This is a genomic window from Bradyrhizobium sp. USDA3516 (genome assembly GCF_057651995.1).
In genome coordinates this window covers 34,657-55,797 of the sequence record NZ_JBYGYN010000002.1, presented here as the reverse complement: position 1 = coordinate 55,797, position 21,141 = coordinate 34,657, and the positions used below count along the sequence as shown (strand labels likewise).

Annotated in this window: 20 protein-coding genes and 1 pseudogene; 9 read left to right on the top strand and 12 right to left on the bottom strand. The window is 64.5% G+C overall.

The features are described from left to right. Window positions 1-23: 23 nt before the first annotated feature. On the top strand, window positions 24-728 hold the full coding sequence (locus tag AC24YW_RS06160) for a GGDEF domain-containing protein (RefSeq protein WP_487481909.1): 705 nt from the start codon (window positions 24-26) through the stop codon (window positions 726-728). 14 nt (window positions 729-742) lie between these two features. On the opposite strand, the gene AC24YW_RS06155 is transcribed toward AC24YW_RS06160, so the two are convergent. The 3 genes from AC24YW_RS06155 to AC24YW_RS06145 form a co-directional block, all read right to left on the bottom strand. Continuing rightward, window positions 743-994 carry a hypothetical protein gene (locus tag AC24YW_RS06155; RefSeq protein ID WP_487481908.1) on the bottom strand — a complete coding sequence of 84 codons (252 nt, stop codon included), beginning with the start codon at window positions 992-994 and terminating at the stop codon, window positions 743-745. Between the two features lie 21 nt (window positions 995-1,015). Next, the gene (locus tag AC24YW_RS06150; protein ID WP_487481907.1) at window positions 1,016-1,234 is read right to left on the bottom strand and encodes a hypothetical protein; all 219 of its coding nucleotides are present in this window, start codon (window positions 1,232-1,234) and stop codon (window positions 1,016-1,018) included. Window positions 1,235-1,354: 120 nt separating this feature from the next. Then, a complete protein-coding gene (locus AC24YW_RS06145; protein WP_008546179.1) occupies window positions 1,355-1,561 on the bottom strand; it encodes a YdcH family protein in 207 nt (68 codons plus the stop codon). Between the two features lie 331 nt (window positions 1,562-1,892). On the opposite strand from AC24YW_RS06145, the gene AC24YW_RS06140 reads away from it, so the two are divergent. Next, entirely contained in the window at window positions 1,893-2,075 is a 183-nt protein-coding gene (locus tag AC24YW_RS06140) for a YdcH family protein (RefSeq protein ID WP_166813410.1), read from the top strand. 146 nt (window positions 2,076-2,221) lie between these two features. Here the strand turns inward: AC24YW_RS06140 and AC24YW_RS06135 are convergent, their stop codons facing one another. Continuing rightward, window positions 2,222-3,346 (bottom strand): NAD(P)/FAD-dependent oxidoreductase, encoded by a 1,125-nt coding sequence (locus AC24YW_RS06135; RefSeq protein ID WP_487481906.1) that lies wholly within the window; start codon window positions 3,344-3,346, stop codon window positions 2,222-2,224. Between the two features lie 202 nt (window positions 3,347-3,548). Between AC24YW_RS06135 and AC24YW_RS06130 the strand changes: the two genes are divergently transcribed. Both AC24YW_RS06130 and AC24YW_RS06125 read left to right on the top strand, forming a co-directional pair. Further along, window positions 3,549-6,233, top strand: a complete 2,685-nt coding sequence (locus AC24YW_RS06130; RefSeq protein WP_487481905.1) for a sensor domain-containing protein — start codon at window positions 3,549-3,551, stop codon at window positions 6,231-6,233. Between the two features lie 34 nt (window positions 6,234-6,267). Next, window positions 6,268-7,728, top strand: coding sequence for a glycerol-3-phosphate dehydrogenase (locus AC24YW_RS06125; protein WP_487481904.1), 1,461 nt, complete (start codon window positions 6,268-6,270; stop codon window positions 7,726-7,728). Here the strand turns inward: AC24YW_RS06125 and AC24YW_RS06120 are convergent. Both AC24YW_RS06120 and AC24YW_RS06115 read right to left on the bottom strand, forming a co-directional pair. Further along, window positions 7,709-8,021, bottom strand: a pseudogene (locus AC24YW_RS06120) (type II toxin-antitoxin system RelE/ParE family toxin). The gene AC24YW_RS06125 and the pseudogene AC24YW_RS06120 overlap by 20 nt on opposite strands. Next, the gene (locus tag AC24YW_RS06115; protein ID WP_487481903.1) at window positions 8,018-8,248 is read right to left on the bottom strand and encodes a hypothetical protein; all 231 of its coding nucleotides are present in this window, start codon (window positions 8,246-8,248) and stop codon (window positions 8,018-8,020) included. Before AC24YW_RS06115 ends, AC24YW_RS06120 begins: the two are co-directional and overlap by 4 nt. 122 nt (window positions 8,249-8,370) lie before the next feature. On the opposite strand from AC24YW_RS06115, the gene AC24YW_RS06110 reads away from it, so the two are divergent. Genes AC24YW_RS06110 through AC24YW_RS06100 form a run of 3 tightly spaced genes read left to right on the top strand, consistent with a single transcriptional unit; the run spans window position 8,371 to window position 11,271 of the window. Beyond that, the gene (locus AC24YW_RS06110) at window positions 8,371-9,543 is read left to right on the top strand and encodes an ABC transporter ATP-binding protein (protein WP_487481902.1); all 1,173 of its coding nucleotides are present in this window, start codon (window positions 8,371-8,373) and stop codon (window positions 9,541-9,543) included. Beyond that, window positions 9,540-10,454: an ABC transporter permease gene (locus tag AC24YW_RS06105; protein ID WP_487481901.1), complete on the top strand. Its 915-nt coding sequence runs from the start codon at window positions 9,540-9,542 to the stop codon at window positions 10,452-10,454. The genes AC24YW_RS06110 and AC24YW_RS06105 overlap by 4 nt, the downstream gene beginning before the upstream one ends. Before the next feature lie 4 nt (window positions 10,455-10,458). Further along, window positions 10,459-11,271, top strand: coding sequence for an ABC transporter permease (locus AC24YW_RS06100; protein WP_487481900.1), 813 nt, complete (start codon window positions 10,459-10,461; stop codon window positions 11,269-11,271). Here AC24YW_RS06100 and AC24YW_RS06095 read toward each other — a convergent pair. The 5 genes from AC24YW_RS06095 to AC24YW_RS06075 all read right to left on the bottom strand — a co-directional run bounded on the left by AC24YW_RS06095 (window position 11,210) and on the right by AC24YW_RS06075 (window position 17,678). After that, window positions 11,210-12,196, bottom strand: coding sequence for a hypothetical protein (locus AC24YW_RS06095; protein ID WP_487481899.1), 987 nt, complete (start codon window positions 12,194-12,196; stop codon window positions 11,210-11,212). The two genes, AC24YW_RS06100 and AC24YW_RS06095, sit on opposite strands and share 62 nt — an antisense overlap. 113 nt (window positions 12,197-12,309) lie before the next feature. Further along, window positions 12,310-13,161 (bottom strand): carbohydrate ABC transporter permease, encoded by an 852-nt coding sequence (locus AC24YW_RS06090; RefSeq protein WP_036041159.1) that lies wholly within the window; start codon window positions 13,159-13,161, stop codon window positions 12,310-12,312. Next, entirely contained in the window at window positions 13,158-14,030 is an 873-nt protein-coding gene (locus AC24YW_RS06085; RefSeq protein WP_487481898.1) for a carbohydrate ABC transporter permease, read from the bottom strand. The genes AC24YW_RS06090 and AC24YW_RS06085 overlap by 4 nt, the downstream gene beginning before the upstream one ends. 171 nt (window positions 14,031-14,201) lie before the next feature. Beyond that, on the bottom strand, window positions 14,202-15,587 hold the full coding sequence (locus AC24YW_RS06080) for an ABC transporter substrate-binding protein (RefSeq protein ID WP_035998767.1): 1,386 nt from the start codon (window positions 15,585-15,587) through the stop codon (window positions 14,202-14,204). A gap of 204 nt (window positions 15,588-15,791) precedes the next feature. After that, the gene (locus AC24YW_RS06075) at window positions 15,792-17,678 is read right to left on the bottom strand and encodes an AsmA family protein (protein WP_487481897.1); all 1,887 of its coding nucleotides are present in this window, start codon (window positions 17,676-17,678) and stop codon (window positions 15,792-15,794) included. Between the two features lie 279 nt (window positions 17,679-17,957). On the opposite strand from AC24YW_RS06075, the gene AC24YW_RS06070 reads away from it, so the two are divergent. Then, complete coding sequence (locus AC24YW_RS06070) at window positions 17,958-18,665, top strand: CoA transferase subunit A (RefSeq protein ID WP_025034166.1); 708 nt, start codon at window positions 17,958-17,960, stop codon at window positions 18,663-18,665. 18 nt (window positions 18,666-18,683) lie between these two features. Continuing rightward, window positions 18,684-19,334, top strand: coding sequence for a CoA transferase subunit B (locus AC24YW_RS06065; RefSeq protein WP_487481896.1), 651 nt, complete (start codon window positions 18,684-18,686; stop codon window positions 19,332-19,334). Between the two features lie 90 nt (window positions 19,335-19,424). Here the strand turns inward: AC24YW_RS06065 and AC24YW_RS06060 are convergent, their stop codons facing one another. Further along, window positions 19,425-20,996: an ABC transporter permease gene (locus AC24YW_RS06060; RefSeq protein WP_487481895.1), complete on the bottom strand. Its 1,572-nt coding sequence runs from the start codon at window positions 20,994-20,996 to the stop codon at window positions 19,425-19,427. Window positions 20,997-21,141: the final 145 nt, after the last annotated feature.

The following is a 21,141-nucleotide window of genomic DNA, read 5'->3' as shown; positions in this document are numbered from 1 at the left end:
AGCCTTCATTGAGCAGGATGCCCATGAAGAAACCAAAAAGGGCGGGCCCTGCGAAGGCCGGAAAGGGCCGGAACATGAGAGCCGGCCGATCCAATGCCGTTTCGAGCGCGGCCAAACCGGCCTTGCGCAGCGCGCCGGCTGCCGATGACAGCAAGGCGATCATCCGCGGCCTCAGGAGCAAGCTCAAGGCAGCCCTGCTGCGGATCGCGGAGCTCGAGGCGGCCGCCGACACCGATTTTCTGCTCGAGATCCCCAACCGGCGCGGTTTCGAGCGCGAGCTCGCGCGCGCCATCGCCTATATGAAGCGCTACCGCGCCAGCGGGGCGCTGATCGTGCTCGACGTCGATCGGTTGAAGCCGATCAACGATTCCTTCGGTCATGCCGCCGGCGATGAGGTGCTCAAGGCCATCGTCGCCACGTTGATGCGACAGGTCCGCGCCTCCGACGTGATCGGCCGCCTCGGCGGCGACGAGTTCGCGCTGCTGCTCTGGAATCTCAGTGAGACCGATGCCAAGGCGAAAGCCGCGGCCTTGGAGCAGGCGATCGACGAATTGTCATTCGTTTTTCGCGGCCAGCACGTGACCGCGGGCGCCTCGGCCGGCGTCGCGCTGCTCGGTCCGCAATCCGCTGCAGGCCGCGCCTTGGAGGAGGCGGATTCCGCCATGTATGTGCGCAAGGCGAGCCGCCGGCACGAGCCGCGGATCAGGCTGGTCGGCGGCGAGCGCTAGTCTGGCGAGCGCTACTAGAGGGTGGCGAGATCTTCCGGCACGTTGCCGAACTTGCGCAGCAGCGTCGCGTCGCCGAATTCGCCGGTCATGGGGTCGCCGGTGCGGCTGAACGCGACCGCGCCGATATGTCCGGCGCCGCGCGCCAGCATCTCTGCGCGTCGCAGCGCCGCCGTCGAGGACTGACATTCCTCTGCCGCGCCTGCCACGGGTGATCCGTCGTCATCGATCAAGAAGGGCATTGCAACGTAATAGGTCACATCCGACATGGCGTTGCTCCAATGCTGATATCAGGCGGCGCTGCTCTTGCTCCGCATCTGGCTGCGCGAGGTCTCCGGAATGCAGCCGGCGGAAATCGCCGCCTGCAATTCCTCCAGCTCGGCTTCCAGATATTCGTTGGCCATGATCAGCGCCTTGATGGTGCTGCGCAGATTGCCGTCGCACATCGCGATCGCCTGATCGCAGGCCTGTTCATAATGGCTGTTGTCGAGAAGGGCGGTTGCCGACATCTGCGTTGTCTCCTCGTGGCTCGTGCTCGGGCGTTCTCAGAGGTGTGGGGGCGTGCGGGAATGTTCCTCTTTTGTTCTAGTCGAGTCAAGCGGATTCATCCGGCGGGCGCCGGCACATATTCAGGCGATGATGTCGGGGGTAATCTGGTCTTCGATGAACGCGATGCGGTCGCGCAACAACAGCTTGCGCTTCTTTAGCCGCTGTAACCGCAACAGGTCGGGGGCGGGCGATTGATGCAAGGCATCGATCGCCGCATCGAGATCTCGGTGTTCCTGCTGCAACCGGGTGAGCTCGGCTTCGAGCTCACGCTCATCTTCATTGGTCATGTCTGCGGTGGCCGAAAACCGATAGGCGTGAGATCTGGGCTGTGGATGCCCTGTGGAAATTATCGTCCTTGCGCCGCGTGATCGCAAGCGATCTGCGCTCCCTCGTCGCCGATCTCCCGCAACATATTTTCTGCAAGGAGCTGCGGCGGTGCGCCGGCGCATTGATATCATGGATTTTTCCGGCGTGGTTCCTTAGTCACGCTTCGTTACATATGAATTTTCAAAAATGACGCTGCGACGACGGATACCCCATCGACAGGACGAATCGGTGATGTAGACTTGGTCGTCCGGATCGAATCCTAAAGGTTCAACCCTACCGAGGAGGTTTCGAATGACAATTCAGGCACATCTCGTTGAATTGGAACGGAAGCACAAACTTCTCGAAAACGAATTGCACGAAGCTCTCGTGCACCTTTCAACAGACGACCTGCAAATTGTTGAGTTGAAGCGCCGGAAGTTGATGGTCAAGGACCAGATCGAGCGTCTGAAGCACTCTGGCGACACGCTCCACTAGTAACCCCCGTGACAGTGTAGAGTTGATCACATCCTTCACGCGGGGATGAGAGCATTCGCGCTCATCCCTGCTGCAAGGTGTGCACCGTGCAACACGTTTGCGCGGCGCTTACTCTTGCTTGGACCGGTGGTTCTCGACGCGCACACTTATCCGCTTCTCGAAACGCTCTCGATGTCTGCGAGCTCGGCGACGTGATCGGCGATCGCGAGCGAGGACGTCAGTCCCGGCGATTCGATGCCGAACAGATTGATCAGGCCTGGAACGCCGTGATCGCCCGGGCCCTGCATCAAGAAATCCTGCGTGGCCACGGCCGGCGGCACGATCTTCGGGCGGATGCCGGAATAGCTCGGCATCAGCGCGCCGTCGGGCAGCGTCGGCCAGTATTTGCGGATCGCGGGATAGAAGCGCTCGGCGCGTGAAGGATCGACCTCGTAGTCGATCGTCTCGATCCATTCGACGTCAGGCCCGAAGCGCGCCTGTCCTGCCATGTCCAGCGTCAAGTGCACCCCGAGGCCGCCGGGCTCTGGCACCGGATAGATCAGGCGCGAGAACGGCGCCTTGGCGTTGCAGCTGAAGTAGTTTCCCTTGGCGAGATAGGCCGGCGGAATCCGGTCCAGCGGCATGCCGTCGATGCTGCGCGCCACATGAGTTGCCGACAGCCCAGCGGCGTTGACGAGGAGGCTGCATTGCAGCGTCATCGGTGCCTCGCCGCCGGCATCGATCTCGATGAAGCCCGCCACCGCCTTGGCGCGGATCAGCGGGGTGTGAAACGCGAAAGCCGCGCCGGCGTCCTCGGCTTCGCCGCGCAGCGAGAGCATGTAGGCGTGGCTGTCGATGATGCCCGTCGACGGGGACAGCAGCGCGGCGTCGCAGGCGAGCGCCGGCTCCAGCGCGCGTGCGGCCTCGCCCGAGAGCAGCTGCATGTCGAGCACGCCGTTGGCCTCGGCATGCGCCTTGATCGATTGCAGCTTCTCGGTCTCCTTCGGGCTGGTCGCGACGATCAGCTTGCCGCAATTCTTGTGCGGAATGCCGCGCTCGGCGCAGTAGCGGTAGAGCGCGTGCTTGCCGGCCACGCACATGCGCGCCATCCAGCTCCCGGCCCGGTAGTAGATGCCGGCATGGATCACCTCGCTGTTGCGCGAGGAGGTGACGGTGCCGATCGCCTCGGCTTCCTCGAGCACGATCACCTCGCGCCCCGCCTGGGCGAGCTTCCGGGCCACCGCGAGCCCGACCACGCCGGCTCCGATGACGACGCAATCGACCCTATCCATGGTTGAGCGGGATGCCGGTTGGGAGCACCGGTGGCGCATGGCCCGGGAGCGGCGGCGCAGGTGGGGCTTCCGTTAAGAAGGCGTTTATCATGTCAGGGCAATTGCCGTATTTCACTTCACATTATTCTGTTGTGCGCACAGGCGTTTACCCGATCCAAACCCGCGAGGCCAGACAATCCGACGTTGAAATCTCGGGTGGCTGATGGCTGAGAAGAACTGGCACGTGGGCGGCACGCTTTCGATTGCTGTGCAGGCCCTGCTATGCCTGGCCGGCACGGGCGCGCCCGCGCGCGCCTTTGCGGCATCGGACAGCCTTGCCGTTCCGGGCGATCTCACCAGGCTTGATCCCGGCGTGATCTGGGAAACCCTGATCGCTGGCATCGTGGTCTGCTCGTTCCTCGCCGCGATCGGGCTGTGGATCCATTCCTCACTGCGCCGGTCCAGGCGTTTGCAGCTGCGGCGCAACGCCTTCATCTCTTCCGCCATGAACAATCTCAACCAGGGCGTGGTGATGACGGATGCACAGCGCCGCGTCATCTTCTGCAACGACCGCTATCTCGAGATCTATGGCCTGACGCGATCCGACCTCCGACCCAACATGACCGGCTACGACATCCTGAGGCTGCGCCGCGAACGCGGAGTGCTCGGCGTCACCGATGACGAATTCTACCAGAAGGCGGCAAGCGCCAATGGCCTGATCACGGAGCTGCCCGACGGCCGGGCCATCCTGGTGAAATATTTCGTGCTGCCGAACGGCGGCTCGGTGGCGACTCATCTCGACGTCACCGAGCAGCGCAGGCTGTCGCAACAGCTCGCCTCCACCAAGCAATTCCTGGAGACGGTGCTGGACAACGTACCGGCGTGTGTCGCCGCCAAGAACATCGAAGACGGCCGCTATATCTTCGCGAATACGGCCTATGAGCGCTTCTGGGGCTTCTCGCGGGATCACGTCGTCGGCAAGAATGCACGCGAGCTGTTCGTGCCCGTCTCGGCCGCCAGCATCGAGGCGACCGATCGTGCCGCGCTCGATTCGCCGGACGGTCAATTCCGCAATGAATTCGAGGTCGAGCGTGGTGGAGAGCGGCGCATGGTCGCCTCGATCCGCATCGCAGTTCGTAACGAAGCCAACAAGCCCGGATTTCTGCTGCTGGTGTTCGAGGACATCACCGACCGCCGCTCGCTGTCGCAGGAGCTGGAGAGCACCAAGAAGTTCCTCGAGCTCGTGGTCGACAACATCCCGGTTGCGTTGATCGTGGAGCAGGTCAAGGACGGCCGCTATCTGCTCGCCAACCGCAGCGCGGAGACGATCCTCAACCGCAGGCGCGAGGAAGCCACCGGCCTGACCGCGTCCGACATCTTCAACGCCAAGGAAGCCAAGCTGATCGTCGCGCGCGACGAGGCCGCGATCAGGAAGCGCGGGATGATCACGGAGGAGCATCCGATCTCCACCAAGGACGGCCTGCGGCTGTTCCTCACCCGCCGCGCCACCGTGGTCAATGGTGCCGGCGAGCCGCAATATCTGATCAAGACCCACGAGGACGTCACCGACCGCCGGCAGACCGAGTCGCGCATGGCGCACATGGCCTATCACGACGGCCTCACCGATCTGCCGAATCGCGCCGCCTTCCTGCAGGCGCTGACCCAGATGATCGAGGCTTGCGAGGGCACCGGCGAGGAGTTCGCCGTGCTCTGCGTCGACCTCGACGGCCTCAAAGAGGTCAACGACGTCTTCGGCCATGCGCTCGGCGACAAGCTCCTGATCGAGGTCGCCCATCGGCTCCAGGATTCCGCACGCGGCGGCGTGGTGGCGCGCCTGTCCGGGGACGAGTTCGGCCTGATCATCGACGGCAAGCAGCCCGAGGCCGGCCTCGCGCTGGCGCGGCAGATCGGCGAAGCGGTCGCGAAGGACTTTCAGATCGACGGCCGGCCGGTCCGCGCCGGCATCACCACGGGCATGTCGGTCTTCCCCCACAACGGCACCGACGGCGCTTCGCTGCTGGCCAATGCCGGCGCGGCGCTGTTCCGCGCCAAGCAGAAGTCGCGCGGCACGATCAGCCTCTACCAGCCCGAGATGGACCAGCAGATCCGCGACCGCCGCGTGCTGCACCAGGACCTCTCCATGGCGGTCAAGAACGGCGAGCTCTCGCTCGCCTTCCAGCCGCAGGGGGCCGCGGGCCACAGCGTCGCCGAGAGCGAGATCATCGGCTTCGAGGCGCTGGCGCGCTGGCAGCATCCGGTGCGCGGCCAGGTTTCGCCGGCCGAATTCATTCCCATCGCCGAGGAGAGCGGCCTCATCGTCGAGATGGGCGAATGGATCCTGCGCGAGGCCTGCCGCGAGGCGGCGTCATGGCCGAAGCCGCTGCAGGTCGCCGTCAATCTGTCGCCGGCGCAGTTCATGCACGGCGACTTGGTCGGCCTCGTCCATTCGATCCTGATCGAGACGGGCCTTGCACCCGGCCGGCTCGAGCTCGAGATCACGGAAGGCGTGTTGATCGAGGATTTCGACCGCGGCCTTGCGCTGCTGCGCCGCCTGAAGGCGCTCGGCGTGCGCATTTCCATGGACGATTTCGGCAGCGGCTATTCGTCGTTGAGCTACCTCCAGGCGTTCCCGTTCGACAAGATCAAGATCGATCGTGCCTTCATCATCAATCTCGGCCGCAATCCGCAATCGGCGGCGATCGTCCGCGCCGTCATCGACCTCGGCCACGGCCTCGAAATGTCGATCGTCGCCGAGGGCGTCGAGACGGTCGACCAGCTCGCCTTCCTCGCCAAGGAGGGCTGCGACGGCGTGCAGGGCTATCTGCTCGGCAAGCCTTTGCCGATCGGCAAATATGCCGGGCTCGTCGGCCGCGCCGAAGTCATGGAGCTTGCGCTGAAGACCGGCTAGTGATGAGAGCGCTTCGCTCCCATTCGACGGCTTCATGGCGGACTACGACCTCGCGATCATCGGCGGCGGTCTGAACGGCGTCAGCATCGCGCGCGATGCGGCGGGCCGCGGCCTGCGGGTGATCCTGTTCGAGCAGGGCGATCTCGGCGGCGCGGCGTCGTCGGCCACACCGCGGCTGATCCACGGCGATCTCTCGGTTCTGGAGCGCCGCGGCTTCTGGCGGGTGCGCCGGGCTCTGGCCGAGCGCCGGACCTGGCTCGCCATCGCGCCGCATCTGGTCCGGCCGATGCGTTTCGTGATTCCCGCGCATGTGGACGAGCGTCCACCCTGGTTGCTGCGGGCCGGCCTGTTGCTCTATGACGGCCTCGCCGGCCGGAGCGGCCTGCCCGGGTCGGCGACCCTCGACATCACCCATCACCCGGTCGGCAACGCGCTGAAGCGTCCGTTCGGCACGGCATTCGAATATTCGGACTGCATCGTCGACGATTCCCGCCTTGTCGTGCTCACGGCGCTGGACGCCGCCGAGCGTGGTGCTGTGATCCGGACCGGAGCACGCTGCGTGCGCGCCGACCGAACCGACGTCTGGCGGCTCGCCGTGGTCGATCGCGGCCACCGCCGCTCCATCACGGCCAGGGCGCTGGCCAATACCAGTGGTGGCTGGACCTCGATCGTCGCGGAGACGGTCCTGCGCCAGCCGCAGCCCGCCGTGACGGCCATGCAGATGAGCCAGATCATCGTGCCCAGGCTGTTCGATTCCGACAACGTCTACGTCTTCCAGAACAGTGACGGACGACTGATCTTCGTATCCCCCTTCGAGCGGCAGTTCACGCTGATCGGCACGGTGACGCATGATTTCACCGGCGATCCCGCCATCGTGGCGATGCGAGGCGCCGACGTCGGTTATCTCTGCGAAGCGGCCAGCCGCTATTTCCGCGAGCGGGTCGACCCGACCGACGTAGTCCGGACGGTCTGCGGCGTCAATCTGAGGCCGGCATTCGCGTGGCGACGCGAGGGCACGACCCTGTTCCACGCGCGTCGGCGCAAGGCGCCGCTGATCACGATGTTCGGCGGCGACGTCACCACCTCGCGCTTGCGCGCGGAGCGGGCGGTGTCGAAGCTGACGCCGTTCTACCCGATGTCGCCGCGCTGGACCGCCGGTGCAGCGCTGCCCGGTGGCGATTTCGCCTGGGATCGTTTCGACACCGAGGTCGACCTCGCACGCGAGCGCTGGCGCTTTCTGTCCGAGCCGCAAGCCCAGCGCCTGGTCGCGGCCTACGGCTCGCGATTGGCGGCCGTGCTCGGTGAAGCAACGACACGCGAAGAGCTCGGCCCTGCCTTCGGCCCCGAGTTGACCGGCGCCGAGGTGCGCTATCTCATGGCGCACGAATGGGCGCGGTTTCCGGATGACGTTCTGTGGCGTCGCTCCAAGCTGGGCCTGACAATGCCTGCGGCGGACCGTGAGGCGCTGGCGGCATTCATGGCGGATCTGGGTTAGGATCGCGCGCACCCGGCATCCCTCCGGGATCACGAGCTCCATGGCGGATGGCATGGATGATGATCTCTTGGTCTTGGTCTCCAATCTCGTAGAAGATGAGAAAGGGGTGGGGGGTTGTGGTCAGCCTCCGGATGTCCCGATCGTCCGTTCCTAGACCGATCCGTGAGCAGCAGACCGATAACGTCCTTAATTCGCTTTTGGACGCGTGCCGCTCCTTGAGGAGATGCTTCTGCAATGTAGGTCAGAATCGAATCGAGGTCGGCGAGCGCTGGAAGTGTGTAGCGAATATTCACAGGCCGTGTTTGGCCCAAGTCACTCGGACTTGAGCCTCGGTTGCGAATTCCCCCCGTTTGGCCGCGGCCTTGGATGCGGCAATTGCCGTTCTTTCGTCATCCGACAGGATGACGGGAGGCGCTGAATCGGCACCGGCAAGCTGGAGTACGACGCGGGCAATGTCGTCCTGCGCGTCGGCGGGCAGGCTGCGCGCGATCTCCAGGGCCTGATCCAACAACTTGGTCATGTCGTGATCATACGCCCTTTGAAGCATCGCATGAAGGCCAATTTCCGTTCATCCGCCCCGAACCGGTTGAGCTAAACACGATCGGCCGCTAGCGTGCGGCGGAATCGGGGTTGGCAGGGACCATGGCGAAGGAATTGCCGGGAACGAAGATTGCGGCTGAACCGGCTGGCGGAGATGAATGGCAGGCCGCCGGCCGGCCGTTGCTGCGCATCGAGGGCGTCGCCAAGACCTTTGGCTCCTTCCGCGCCGTCGACGGCGTGTCGCTCGATATCAACGCCGGCGAGTTCTTTGCGCTGCTCGGCCCGAGCGGCTGCGGCAAGACCACGTTATTGCGCATGCTCGCCGGCTTCGAGGCGCCGGACGAGGGGCGCATCCTGCTCGGCGGCAAGGACATCGCCCAGGCGCTGCCGCATGAGCGTCCGATCAACATGATGTTCCAGAATTACGCGCTGTTCCCGCATCTGTCGGTGCGCGACAACATCGCGTTCGGCCTGAAGCGCGCCGGCATGCCACGCGCCGACATCACCACGCGCGTGGCCGAGATGGTGGCGCTGGTCAAGCTCGAAGGATTGGAGAAGCGCAAGCCGGACCAGCTGTCCGGCGGCCAGCGCCAGCGCGTGGCGCTGGCCCGCGCTCTGGCGCGGCGGCCGCAGCTGCTGCTGCTCGACGAGCCGCTCGCAGCCCTCGACAAGAAGCTGCGCGAAAGCACGCAAGCCGAGCTGATGGAGCTGCAGCGGCGGCTCGGCATGACCTTCATCATCGTCACCCACGACCAGGAGGAGGCGATGACCATGGCGAGCCGCATCGGGGTGATGAAATCGGGCAAGCTTGCCCAGGTCGCGAGCCCCCGCGAGCTCTACGAGGCGCCGCGCTCGCGCTGGATCGCCGAGTTCGTCGGCGACATCAATCTGTTCGACGGCGAGTCCAAATTGCGCGACGGTCATCGTCTGGTCGTTGGCACGCCTGATGCGGGGGCGCTGGTGGTGGCCGAGCCGCGCGAGGCTGTCGGCCCCGGAAAACTGGCGGTCGCGATCCGCCCCGAGAAGGTCAAGCTGTCGCGGCGCGGCCCGGTGACCGAGGCCGGTCGTGAGGCGGCGATCAATCGGCTCGACGGCGTGATCGCGGACATCTGCTATCTCGGCGGCACCACCACCTACAAGGTGAAGCTCGACGCCGGCGGGATGCTGCAGGCGTCGGTCGCCAACAGTACGCGGCTCGACGTCGACGCCTACAGCCTGAACCAGCATGTCGTCGCCTGGTTCACGCCCGACGATTGCGTGGTGCTGAAATCATGAGCTCGCGCCGCATCTTCGCAAGGCCGGCGCGCTTCGCCGCGATCGCGCCCTATGTCTGGATGGTGCTGTTCTTCCTGGTGCCGTTCGCCTTCGTGCTCAAGATCAGCCTGTCGCAGACCGCGATTGCGCAGCCGCCTTACGAGCCCGTGTTCGACCTGACGGCGGGATGGGACGCGCTCAAGGTCGCCTTTGCCGCGCTGTCGGTCGACAATTTCAGGCTGCTCGGCTCCGACGACATCTACGTCTTCGCCTATGTCCGCAGCCTCACCGTCGCCATCACGGCCACAGCGCTGCTGCTCCTGATCGGCTATCCTATCGCCTACGGCATGGCGCGGCTGCCCAAGCGCTGGCAGGCGGTGGCGATGGTGCTGGTGATCGTGCCGTTCTGGACCTCGTTCCTGATCCGCATCTACGCCTGGATCAACATCCTCCAGCACGACGGCCTGCTGAACCAGGTCCTGCTCGCGCTGCATCTGGTCAGCCAGCCCGTGGTGTGGCTCTCCACCGACACCGCGATGTATATCGGCATCGTCTATTCCTATTTGCCGTTCATGATCCTGCCGCTCTATGCCACGCTCGCCAAGATGGAGCCGGTGCTGGAGGAAGCGGCCTCCGATCTCGGCGCGCCGCCCTGGCAGGTGTTCTGGCTCGTCACCTTCCCGCTGTCGCTTCCGGGCGTCGGCGCGGGCGTGCTCTTGTGCTTCATTCCGATCGTCGGCGAGTTCGTCATTCCCGACCTTCTGGCCGGATCCAATGCGCTGATGATCGGCCAGACCCTGTGGCTCGAATTCTTCACCAACAAGGATTGGCCGGTCGCCTCGGCTGCCGCGATCGTGCTGCTGGTCGTGCTGCTGGTGCCGCTCTTGCTGTACGAGCGGCTGCAGAAGCGGCAGCTGGAACGGGGAAGGTAGCGCGATGCGCAAGGTTTCCCGTCTGTCCCGCTTCAACATCGCCTCGCTCGCGCTGGGGCTGGCGTTCCTCTATTTGCCGATCCTCATCCTCGTTCTCTACTCCTTCAACGCCTCGCGCCTGGTGACGGTGTGGGGCGGCTGGTCGCTGCGCTGGTATCATGAGTTCTTCAACGATCGCGCCATGATCGAGGCGGCCTGGATGAGCCTGCGGGTCGCGGTCTCCTCCGCGACCATCGCGACGCTGCTCGGCACGCTGGCGGCGGTGGCGCTGTCGCGCGGAGAGAGGTTTCGCGGCCGCACGCTGTTCTCGGGCATGCTCTACGCACCGCTGGTGATGCCGGAGGTGATCACCGGGTTGTCGCTGCTCTTGCTGTTCGTCGCGCTGAACGCCGAGCGCGGTTTCTGGACGGTGACGATCGCCCACACCACGCTGACCATGTGCTTCGTCGCGGTGGTCGTGCAGTCGCGGCTCGGCTCGCTCGACCGCTCGCTGGAGGAGGCGGCGATGGATCTCGGCTGCAATCCCGTCGGTGCGTTCGTCGCCGTGACGCTGCCGCTGATCGCGCCCGCGATCGTCGCCGGCTGGATGCTGGCCTTCACGCTGTCGCTCGATGATCTCGTGATCGCGAGCTTCACCACCGGCCCAGGTTCGGCGACGCTGCCGATCCGCATCTATTCGGAGGTGCGGCTCGGCGTGAAGCCCGAGATCAACGCGATCTGCACGCTGGTGATCGCGCTGATCGCTGTCGTCATCGTCATCGCCTCGCTCGCTTCGAAGCTGTCGAGCTCGCAGGGCGAGAGCGCGGCGCCGCTGTAGCCGGTCGCGCGGCGAACCGCGCGCGGGCCGCGTCCTGCACCACCGCGCCGAGCTGGCGCAGCGCCAGCGCATTGAGCGGAAACTCCAGCAGGATGTGAACCAGGCTGAGCGCCAGCAGGAAGGTGAAGCCGAACGCATAGTCGTAGAAATAGAGCGCGGTCGCCGCCGCGCTGGCCGCAGCCATTGCCGCCAGCCGCGCCTTCGGCACCTCGGTCCAGCGGATCACGTCGGCTTTGATGAACCAGTTGAGGTAATGATAGGTGTAGACGAAGGCGAGCAGGCTGGTCAGCCTGGTGTCGAGCATGAGCCCTGGTACGCCGAACAGCCGGCCGAGCGCCGGGCCGACATTGCCGAAATAGTCCTGCCCGACCCGGGCAAAGCTTGCGATCCGGATTTCGGCGGTGGGCGGCAGCAGCAGGATCGCGGCGATTGCAGCGAGGTAGACCACCACCACCGCCCCTTGCACGCGGCTGCCGGACCGGTAGGCGCCGAGCACCATGAAGATCAGCGTGAACAGCGAGACGTGGATCAGCGTCGGAATCAGGATGCCGATCACGGCGAGCGAGGAGCCGCTCGAATACATGATGGCGGACAGGACAAGCGCCACCATGAACAACAGCATGCTCTCGATCGCGGTGGCGGTCGCCGCCAGCATGGCGCAGACGACCAGCGCGGCCCACATCGCAAAACCGAACCACGAGGCATTGTCGATCAGCGCCGCGACCACGGCCACGATGGCGAGGACCGCCGCAATGCCGCGATGCGGGAGGTAATAGCTTCGGTCATGCAGCCACGAGATCTCGGTGAAATAATGCGCCGGGCCGAGCACGACATAGGCCAGCAGCAACAGCTCGAACGGCACCAGATAGGCGGCAGCGAGCGCCAGCAGCATCAGGCCGAGATGGACCGCGTCGTTGCTGCGCATGGTGCCATGCCCCACATCGGGGCACGGAGATTAGACCAGGCGTGGACAACCCGCAATTGTCCACCTCGTCGCTCGAGTGCAGTGCTTGCGGCGACCTGATCCGTCCTGTCGCGTCAGGACTTCACCGCACCCGCCGTGAGCCCGCCCACCATGTAGCGGCGGAAGGCGTAATAGACCGCGGCAGGCGGCAGCGCGTAGATGAAGCCGGTGGTCATCAGCAGCTCCCACGGCGAGTCGTCGGCGGCGAGGAAGTTGCCGAGCGCGACGGGGAGGGTGATGTCGCGGTCGTTCGACAGCAGCAGGAACGCGTAGAGATACTCGTTCCAGGCCAGCAGCACCGCATAGGTGCCGATCGCGACCAGCGAGGGCATCATCAGCGGCAGGTAGACCAGGCGGAAGATCTGCAGCGTGGTGGCGCCGTCCATCACCGCGGCTTCATCCAGCTCCACCGGCAGCTTGTCGGAGGCCTGCTTCAGCACCCAGATCGCGTAGGGGCTCGCGATCGTCACCATGGCCAGGATCAGCGACCAGTGATTGTTGAGCAGGCCGTAATTGCCCATGGTGCGATACATCGGCACCGCGAGGAATGCCGCAGGAATGAAATAGGTGAACAGCGCCAGGTTCAGCACCGCGCGTCCGCCCGGCACCTTCAGCCGCGAGATCGAGAACGCGGCGGCGGTGGCGATGAACAGCGTCAGCACGCCCACGGAGACCGCGATCAGCGTCGAATTCCAGAACTGGGCGTAGAAGTCGCGCAGGAAATAGTGCTGCTGCTTGAACACGATCTCGAAGTTGTGCAGCGTCGGATGGTCCGGCCACAGCTTGCCCGAGAACGCGTCCTCCTTCGGAGAGATCGCGAACAGGAACATGTGGTAGATCGGGATCATCGTCCACAGGAAGACCGGAATGCCGATCAGCAGCAGCCGCGCTTCCGTCGCGACGTCACGGAGAGAAGGGAGCTTCATCGCGACAACCGTTTCATCATGAAGTAAACCAGCGGCAGGACGAACGGCATCGCACAGACGATGGATGCCATCGCGAGCGAAAGCTGGTCGAGCCTGAGATAGCGAATACCGAGCGTCGCCAGCACGTGCGTGAGGTCGGCAGGTCCGCCGCCGGTAAGCAGGTAGACGCTGTTGAAATCGCCCAGCGTCCAGATCATCGAGAGCAGCGTGCAGGTGATGTAGAGCGTCTGCATCGACGGCCAGGTGATGTAGCGGAATTTCTGCCACCAGCTCGCGCCATCGACCTCTGCCGCCTCGAACAGATCGTGCGAGATCGCAAGGCGTCCGGTGATCAGGATCAGCGTCCAGAACGGCAGCGACTTCCAGATATGCACCGCGATCGCCATGCAGAGCGCGACCGTCGGGTCGTTGAGCCAGTTCGGGCCGTCATCGCCGGTCAATGAGAAGATGAAATGGTTGACCATGCCCCATTCGGGATTGAGCATGAAGCGCACCGACAGGATGGTCGGGATCGACGGCACCGCCCAGGGCAGGATGAATATCACCGATAGCCATCTGATCCAGGTGCGCTGCTGCGCGAAAAAGCCGGACAGAAACAGCGCAATCATCATCTTGATGTTGATGCCGACGACCAGGAAGATCAGCGTGTTGATTGCAGCGCGCGCGAAGATCGGGTCGTGATACAGCGCCACATAGTTCGCCGGATCGCGTGCCAGCCAGAGCCCGTAGCAGACGGGATAGACGACGAAGGCAAGGAAGACGAGCAGATAGGGTGTCAGCAGGAGGAGGCCCCAGACCTGCGCCGGGGTCAGCCGCGACGACAGGGGCGGGCCGGGTATTGCCTGATCGCCAGAGAGCGTGATCGCCATTCTTTCGAACTCTTCTCTCGAATCCAAAACCTCTCCCCGCTTGCGGGGAGAGGTCGGAGTACGAAGTACTCCGGGTGAGGGGTACAGGACCCACAGCGCGCACAACTCGCGGAGAGAGCCCCGCGCCCCAACCCTCTCCTCGGAAGAACGAGAAGAGGGAGGGGATAGACCTTAGCCCGCGACCTGCTTGATGCGGGCGATCAGCTCGTCGACGGCCTTGTCGACCGGAACCTTCTCGCTGACGACGCGATTCATCGCCTTCGCCCACACGTTCTCGTTGTTCAGAATGGTGAACTTCCAGTTCCTGGTAAAGTCGAACTGAGAGGTGCCGCCCTTGAACTGGGTGTAGACGGCCTTGCGGTGCTTGTCGGCCTGCCAGAACGGGCTTTCCTGGCTTTCCTTCGTCACCGGGAACCAGCGGCCGAGCGCGCCCTCGATGTAGGGACGGATGTTCTCTTCCTGCAGCAGGAAGTTGAGGAACTGCTTGCCCTCGGCCTTGTTCTTGGCCGCGGTGAAGATCAGACCCGTCTTGACGTCGGAGCGATACTTGATGGTCGAGCCATCGGGAGCCTTGGGGAAGGACGCCGTGACGATGTCCTGCTCATAGGCCTTCTTGCCGGCCTCGCGCTGTTCCGGCGTGAGGTTCTGATTCTGTGACTCCTCATACCATTTCGCCGCGATCGAGATCGTGAAGTTGTGGGTCATCACGATCGTCTTGTTGTGGAAGGCGACGTTGTTGTCAGGGTCCTTCCAGGTGGTCGCGGAGGGCGGGGCGCAGCCTTTGCTGTAGGTGTCGGTGTAGTCCTTCAGCGCCTTGATCAGGCCGTCGCGGACCTTGGGGTCGTCGACCAGCAGCTTGCCGTCGTCGTCGACGAGCTTGACGTGGTAGGCGTCCATGAAGGTGTAGAACGATTGGAAGGAGTCGGTGGATTCCACGCCCATCGGCTGGCCGACGGCATAGATGCGCTGGCCTGTGGCCTTACGGATCGCAGGCTGCACCTTGTCGCACCAGAAGCTCCAGTAGCCGGTCCAGTCGTTCGGGATGTCACTCTGCTTGAAGCCGGCTTTCTCCAGCATGTCGTTCCAGATCTGGACGTGCATGCTCTGCTGCTTCAGCGGGAAGCCGTAATAGGCCTTCTTCTTGGCGACGTCGTTGTAGAGGATCGAGGCGTCCAGCGTGTTCTGCACGAACCGGCCCTTGATCGGCTCCATGACATCGGTGAGGTCCTCGAGCTTGCCCTCATAGGCCCACTTGCCCTGAACCTGCACGTCGTAGCTGTCGGAATAGGCGACGTCGGGCACGGTGCCGGCATCGAGCGCTGCGACGGTCTTCGGAATCATGTCCTGGATCGCGTACTGCGACAATTCGACCTTGATGCCGGTCTTGGCTTCAAACTTCTTGATCGTCTCGGCGAGCGCTTCGTCCTCGGACTTGTAAAAGCCTTTGACCCACCAGACCGTGATCGTCTTCTGTTGCGCAAATGCGGGCGCAGTGGCGGCAAACAGCCCGACCGCAGCGACCGCCAATGAAACTGCGCCAATAACCTTGGATTTCACGTTTTTCTCCCTCAAACGGCCGGTGTTTTAACCGGTCGTATAAAACACTAGCGCATGGTGGTAGCGCAATCAACGCATCTTGTCGGACCAAAAGCGTAGCGTGTCGGGCTGCGGAGATGCATCATGCGCGCATCGATCCAATCGCCGCATCAATTCACCACGATCAATTCGCGATCATCGGGCAGCGGCAGATGAATCCGATCCTCAGTTGGACTTCGCGTTTTCCTTGGCATTCTCCGCCGTCGGCGATCCCTCCGGACGTTTTCCGCCCCCCGTGATGCGCTGCTTGAGGAGATCGAGGAAGGGAGACGCGGCCGGCGACTGCCGGATCAGGCTTTCGGGATCGGGAAAGATCAGCGGATCGTCCCAGGGACCCTGGACCATGAAGGGCAATTGAAAGCCGGACGCCGTGTTGAGGCTCGCCACGCCCTTCATGTCGTATTCGCGGCTCGGCACCGAGGCGGTGCCGGTCAGCGTGATCTTGGCCGCCGGGCCCTCGATGCGGATGTCTTCGGCGGTTGCGATGCCGTCGGAGAATTTCACCGCGATCGTGAGCTTGTCGTATGGCGTCGAGCCGTTGCGGAAATTGCCGCCGCCCGACAGCGGCCGCCGTTCCAGCCGCTTCAGCAGCTGCTCGGCATTGAAGCCCGCGATCGCGCCGTTATGCCCGGTCACGGTGGCGCTGCCGTCGAGCGACTGCACGAGGCCGAACGGGCTCGAGCCCGAGGCGAACAGCGAGACGTTGATGTTGCCGCGGCCGGACAGCTTGTTGAGGCCGAACAGCTCGGTGGCGCAGGCCTGCAGATCGACGTCGGTGAATTGGAATTGCGCCTTGATGTCGGCGACCGTGTCGGACCGCGCGATGCCGAACGAGCCCTTGGCGATCCCGCCATAGACCTGAGCCTCGCCGACCGAGAGCGCCAGCGTGCCGTTGCGCAAATTGGCGCCGATCGCGGTGCGGCCGAGCTTGGTCGGCCCGACCGTCAGCTTGGCCGCCGACAGGCGCATGTCGAGGTCGGTGGTCGACAAGCCGTTGAGATCGAACAGCTGCCTGTTCCAGTCGCGCGCGCCGCTCGCGAGCAGGCGGAACGTCGAGATATAAGGTGTGAAGTCGAGCGCGTCGGCGGCGAGCGTCGCCTGTAGCGTCTGCCGGCCGTTATTGGCGTAGGTCATGACGCCCTCGGCGGCATTGCCGTCGAGCTCGACGTTGACATTGGTGAGCGCGATCGAGGCGCCGACGACGTTGGCGCGCGCCTTCAGCACGAAGCGGCCGAAGCCGCCGCTGCCGGGCTGCGGCTGTCCGGTCCAGCGCAGCGCGTTGCGCAAGGACGGGCTGTCCACCGTGAGCATGCCCTCCATCATCGGGCTGGTGCGGTTGGCGACGCTGCCGTCGAAGGCGAGCTTGAGCGGCGCGCTGGCGATGCGCGCCTTCAGGCCGGAGCGGTCGCCGGAGAGGGCGGCGACGAAATCGGAAAAGCTGATCGAGCCGTCGACGCGCTCGCCGCGCCAGTCGAACTGTCCGGTCGCGGCAAAGGAGCGCGAGATCGAAGGCCAGGCCAGCGACAGGTCGATGTCCTCGAGCTTCTCGGTGGCACGCGTGGCAACGTCCTCGTAATCGAGCACGCCGTCCTGGATGCGGATTTCGGAGAAGGAGAGCTGGTTCTCGGCCCCGGGCTTCATGGTGCGTGCGATGGTCTGGATGAAGGGCGTCCAGTTGCTCTCGCCGTCCGGCTTCAGGCTGACGTGGATGCGCGGCCGCAGCAGCGTCAGGTCGGCGATCTCGAATCGTTGCAGCAGGAGCGGCAGCAGCCGCAAATTCGCGGTGAGCACGTCGACCTGGAGCGCGGGAGCGCTGGTGCCGCCGCCCTTGAGGCCGACGTCGCGGAAGGAGATGTAGCTCGCCGGAAGCACCGAGATGTCGATGCTGCCCGCGACATTGAGCTCGAGCCCGGTGACGTCGCGGATCTGCGCTTCGACCGCCTGGCGCAGCGCGTCGCGGTTGATGAGCCAGGAGGTCGCGATCAGGGCGATCAGCGCGAGGCCGAGCAGCGCCGCGATCGGCGTCCCGAGGCGCTTCATTCCTTGGGCCATGGTCAATGGCATGTCCTGATCGGGTTGGTCGTTGGAGCCAGAAGGGCGGACCGCGAAACCTGTGTGCCGGCGCCCAGATCCTAAGTGCCGCAACTTGATGGGTTTTCTTGACGCTTTCAAGGCCGCTGCACGGTTATGCCCACGGCATGGGCAGCTTCTATCACCCGGCGGCGGAGCGGAGAACCCCGTATCATTGACGGCTTCGGACCATTTCGCCTAATAATCGCCGCCAATGAGGCGCGACGCCCGCCAGCCCAAGGTTCAGTCGAGGTTTTTTGCATGAACAAGGTCTATCCCGACGCCAAGTCGGCGCTGTCAGGCATTCTCAAAGACAACATGATGATCATGTCGGGCGGCTTCGGCCTCTGCGGCATTGCCGAGGAGCTGTCGGACGCGATCCGGGACTCCGGCGTCAAGGGCCTGACCGTGGTCTCCAACAATGCCGGCGTCGACGGCATCGGCCTCAGCCGCCTGCTCGAAACCCGCCAGATCAAGAAGATGATCTCGTCCTATGTCGGCGAGAACAAGCTGTTCGCCCAGCAATACCTCGCCGGCGAGCTGGAACTCGAATTCAATCCGCAGGGCACGCTGGCCGAGCGCATCCGCGCCGGCGGCGCCGGCATCCCGGCCTTCTACACCAAGACCGGCGTCGGCACGCTGATCGCCGAAGGCAAGGAAGTGAAGGAATTCGACGGCGAGAAGTACCTGATGGAGCGCGGCCTGTTCGCCGACCTCGCCATCGTGCACGCCTGGAAGGGCGACACCGCCGGCAACCTGATCTACCGCAAGACCGCGCGCAACTTTAACCCGATGATGGCGACCGCCGCGAAGATCACGGTGGCCGAGGTCGAGCATCTGGTTCCCGCCGGTGAACTCAATCCCGACCACATCCACACGCCCGGCATCTTCGTGAAGCGCATCGTCGAGGTCGGCACGGCCAAGAAGCGCATCGAATTCCGCAACACCCGCCCGCGCCCCGCCGCTTAAGCGCAACAGGAGACTGATATGGCCTGGACCCGTGAACAGATGGCCGCGCGCGCCGCGAAGGAATTGCGCGACGGCTACTACGTCAATCTCGGCATCGGCATCCCGACGCTGGTCTCGAACTACATCCCTGATGGCATGGACGTCTCCTTGCAGAGCGAGAACGGCATGCTCGGCATGGGGCCGTTCCCCTATGAGGGCGAGGAAGACGCCGATCTCATCAACGCCGGCAAGCAGACCGTGAGCGAGCTGCCCTCGACCTCGTATTTCTCGAGCGCGGATTCCTTCGGCATGATCCGCGGCGGCCACATGGACCTGTCGATCCTCGGCGCCATGCAGGTGGCCCAGAACGGCGATCTCGCCAACTGGATGATCCCCGGCAAGATGGTCAAGGGCATGGGCGGCGCGATGGATCTCGTCGCCGGCGTCAAGCGCGTCGTCGTCGTGATGGAGCATTCGGCCAAGGACGGCCCGAAGCTCCTGAAGAGGTGCAACCTGCCGCTGACCGGCGAGCGCGTCGTCGACATGGTCGTCACTGATCTTGCCGTCTTCACCATCGACAAGCACGGCACCGGCGGCATGGCGCTGATCGAGCTCGCCGACGGCGTCTCGCTCGACGAGGTCAAGGAAAAGACCGAAGCCGAATTCCGCGTGGCGCTGACGAACACGTAAGCGAGAAACGGGCGCGCATCACTGCGGTCCGTGCGTTTCCATCTCCCGTGAATGCGGCCGATGACATGAATGCGCGGACGATGTGCCCCGTCAAGCGGGGCCGCTCGGCACCTCGGAGAACCGGGTCAGCCAGGCAACAGGGCCGATGCTGGCCGCGATGATCAGGAGCGCCGCGAGCGCGCCGTCCTCGAAATTGCCGCGGCTTGCGTACTGGTAGATCGACGTGGACAGTGTTTCGACGTTGAGGGGCCGCAGCAGCAGCGTTGCCGGCAGCTCCTTCAGGCAGTCGACGAACATGATGATGACGGCGCCAAGCATCGCGGGCCGGAGCAACGGCAGATAGATCTGCCTCAACATGACTGCCTGGCCGGCGCCGACCGAGCGCGCGCTCTCGTCATAGTCGCTCGGAATGCTGTCGAACCCGGCCTTGATCATGCCGACCGGCACAGCCAGAAAACGAATCGTGTAGGCGATCACGACGGCCATCCCGGAGCCGACCAGGACCAGCCCGGGAAGGGAACGTCCGGTCCAGGCCGCGACCGCGCTCAGCGCATTGTCGACCGCCAGGATCGGGGTGAGCAGGCCGAGAGCGATGACGAGACCCGGCAGCGCGTATCCGGCCTGCGCGATGCTCAGCGCGACATATCGCAGAGGATCCGGCCGCAAGCGATGCGCGATCGTCGTGGCGAGCGCTAGCATCAAGGCCATGAGCGTTGCGAGCCCTGCAAAGGCGAACGAATGGAAGGTGTGGCGCCACAGCAGCGGGTCGAAATTTGCAAGCAGGCCGCGACCGAGAGCCTGGTGCGCCAGATAGAGCAGCGGTACCACGAAGCCGATCAGCACCGGCAGCACGCAGACCGCGAACGCGATCGACGCTCTTGCGCCCGACAGCGGGGTTCGTTGCTTGACATGTGGGCTTTCGGCCGAGAATTCGATGTTGGCGTTGCGGCGGCCGTAGCGCTCCATCGCGATCAGGCCGGCGACGATCGCAAGCATCAGGCATGCGAGCTGCGCTGCACCGGCGAGGCTGCCGCGGTTGAGCCAGGTGGTGAAGATCGAAACCGTCAGCGTGCGGATGCCGAGATATTCGCTGGCCCCGATGTCGTTGAGCGTTTCCAGCGAGACCAGCGCCACGCCGACCGCGAGCGCCGGCCGCGCCATCGGCAGGGAAACGCGCCAGAAAACGGTCCACCGGCCGGCGCCGAGCGTCGTGGCCGCTTCCGCGAATTCGGCCGACTGAACCTGGAAGGTCGCACGCGCCGAGAGATAGACGTAAGGGTAGAGCACGAGCCCGATCACGAAGATGGCGCCCGGCAGCGAGCGGAGGTTGGGCAGAAGGCCGAGGGCATCGCCCAGCGGCAGCCAGATCGCCAGGGTACGATGCGCCAGGCCGAGCGGTTCGAACAGATCGGCATAGACGTACGCCGCAAGATAGGTCGGAATCGCCAGCGGCAGCGGCATCAGCCACAGCAGCATGCCCCGGCCGGCAAAATCGTGGCGCGATATCACCCATGCAGTGCCGGCGCCGATCAGGAGCGTGACCGCGCCGACCCCGACGAGCAGAAGGGCCGTGTCGAGCAGGGCGGCCGGCAGCACGTAGTTGATCAGGTCGTGCCACACATCGGACGCCGGCTGCAAAGCCAGCGCAACGATCGAGATCACGGGCGCCGCGACCAGGATCGCGGTTGCGATCGCGATGGCGGTCGCGGCGCGACCGGCGTGGACACGGCCCCCCCAACGAGGACATGTGTTGGTGGCTTCCCGACACTCCACATAACTGGGACGCCAAAGATCAGATATCAAAGCA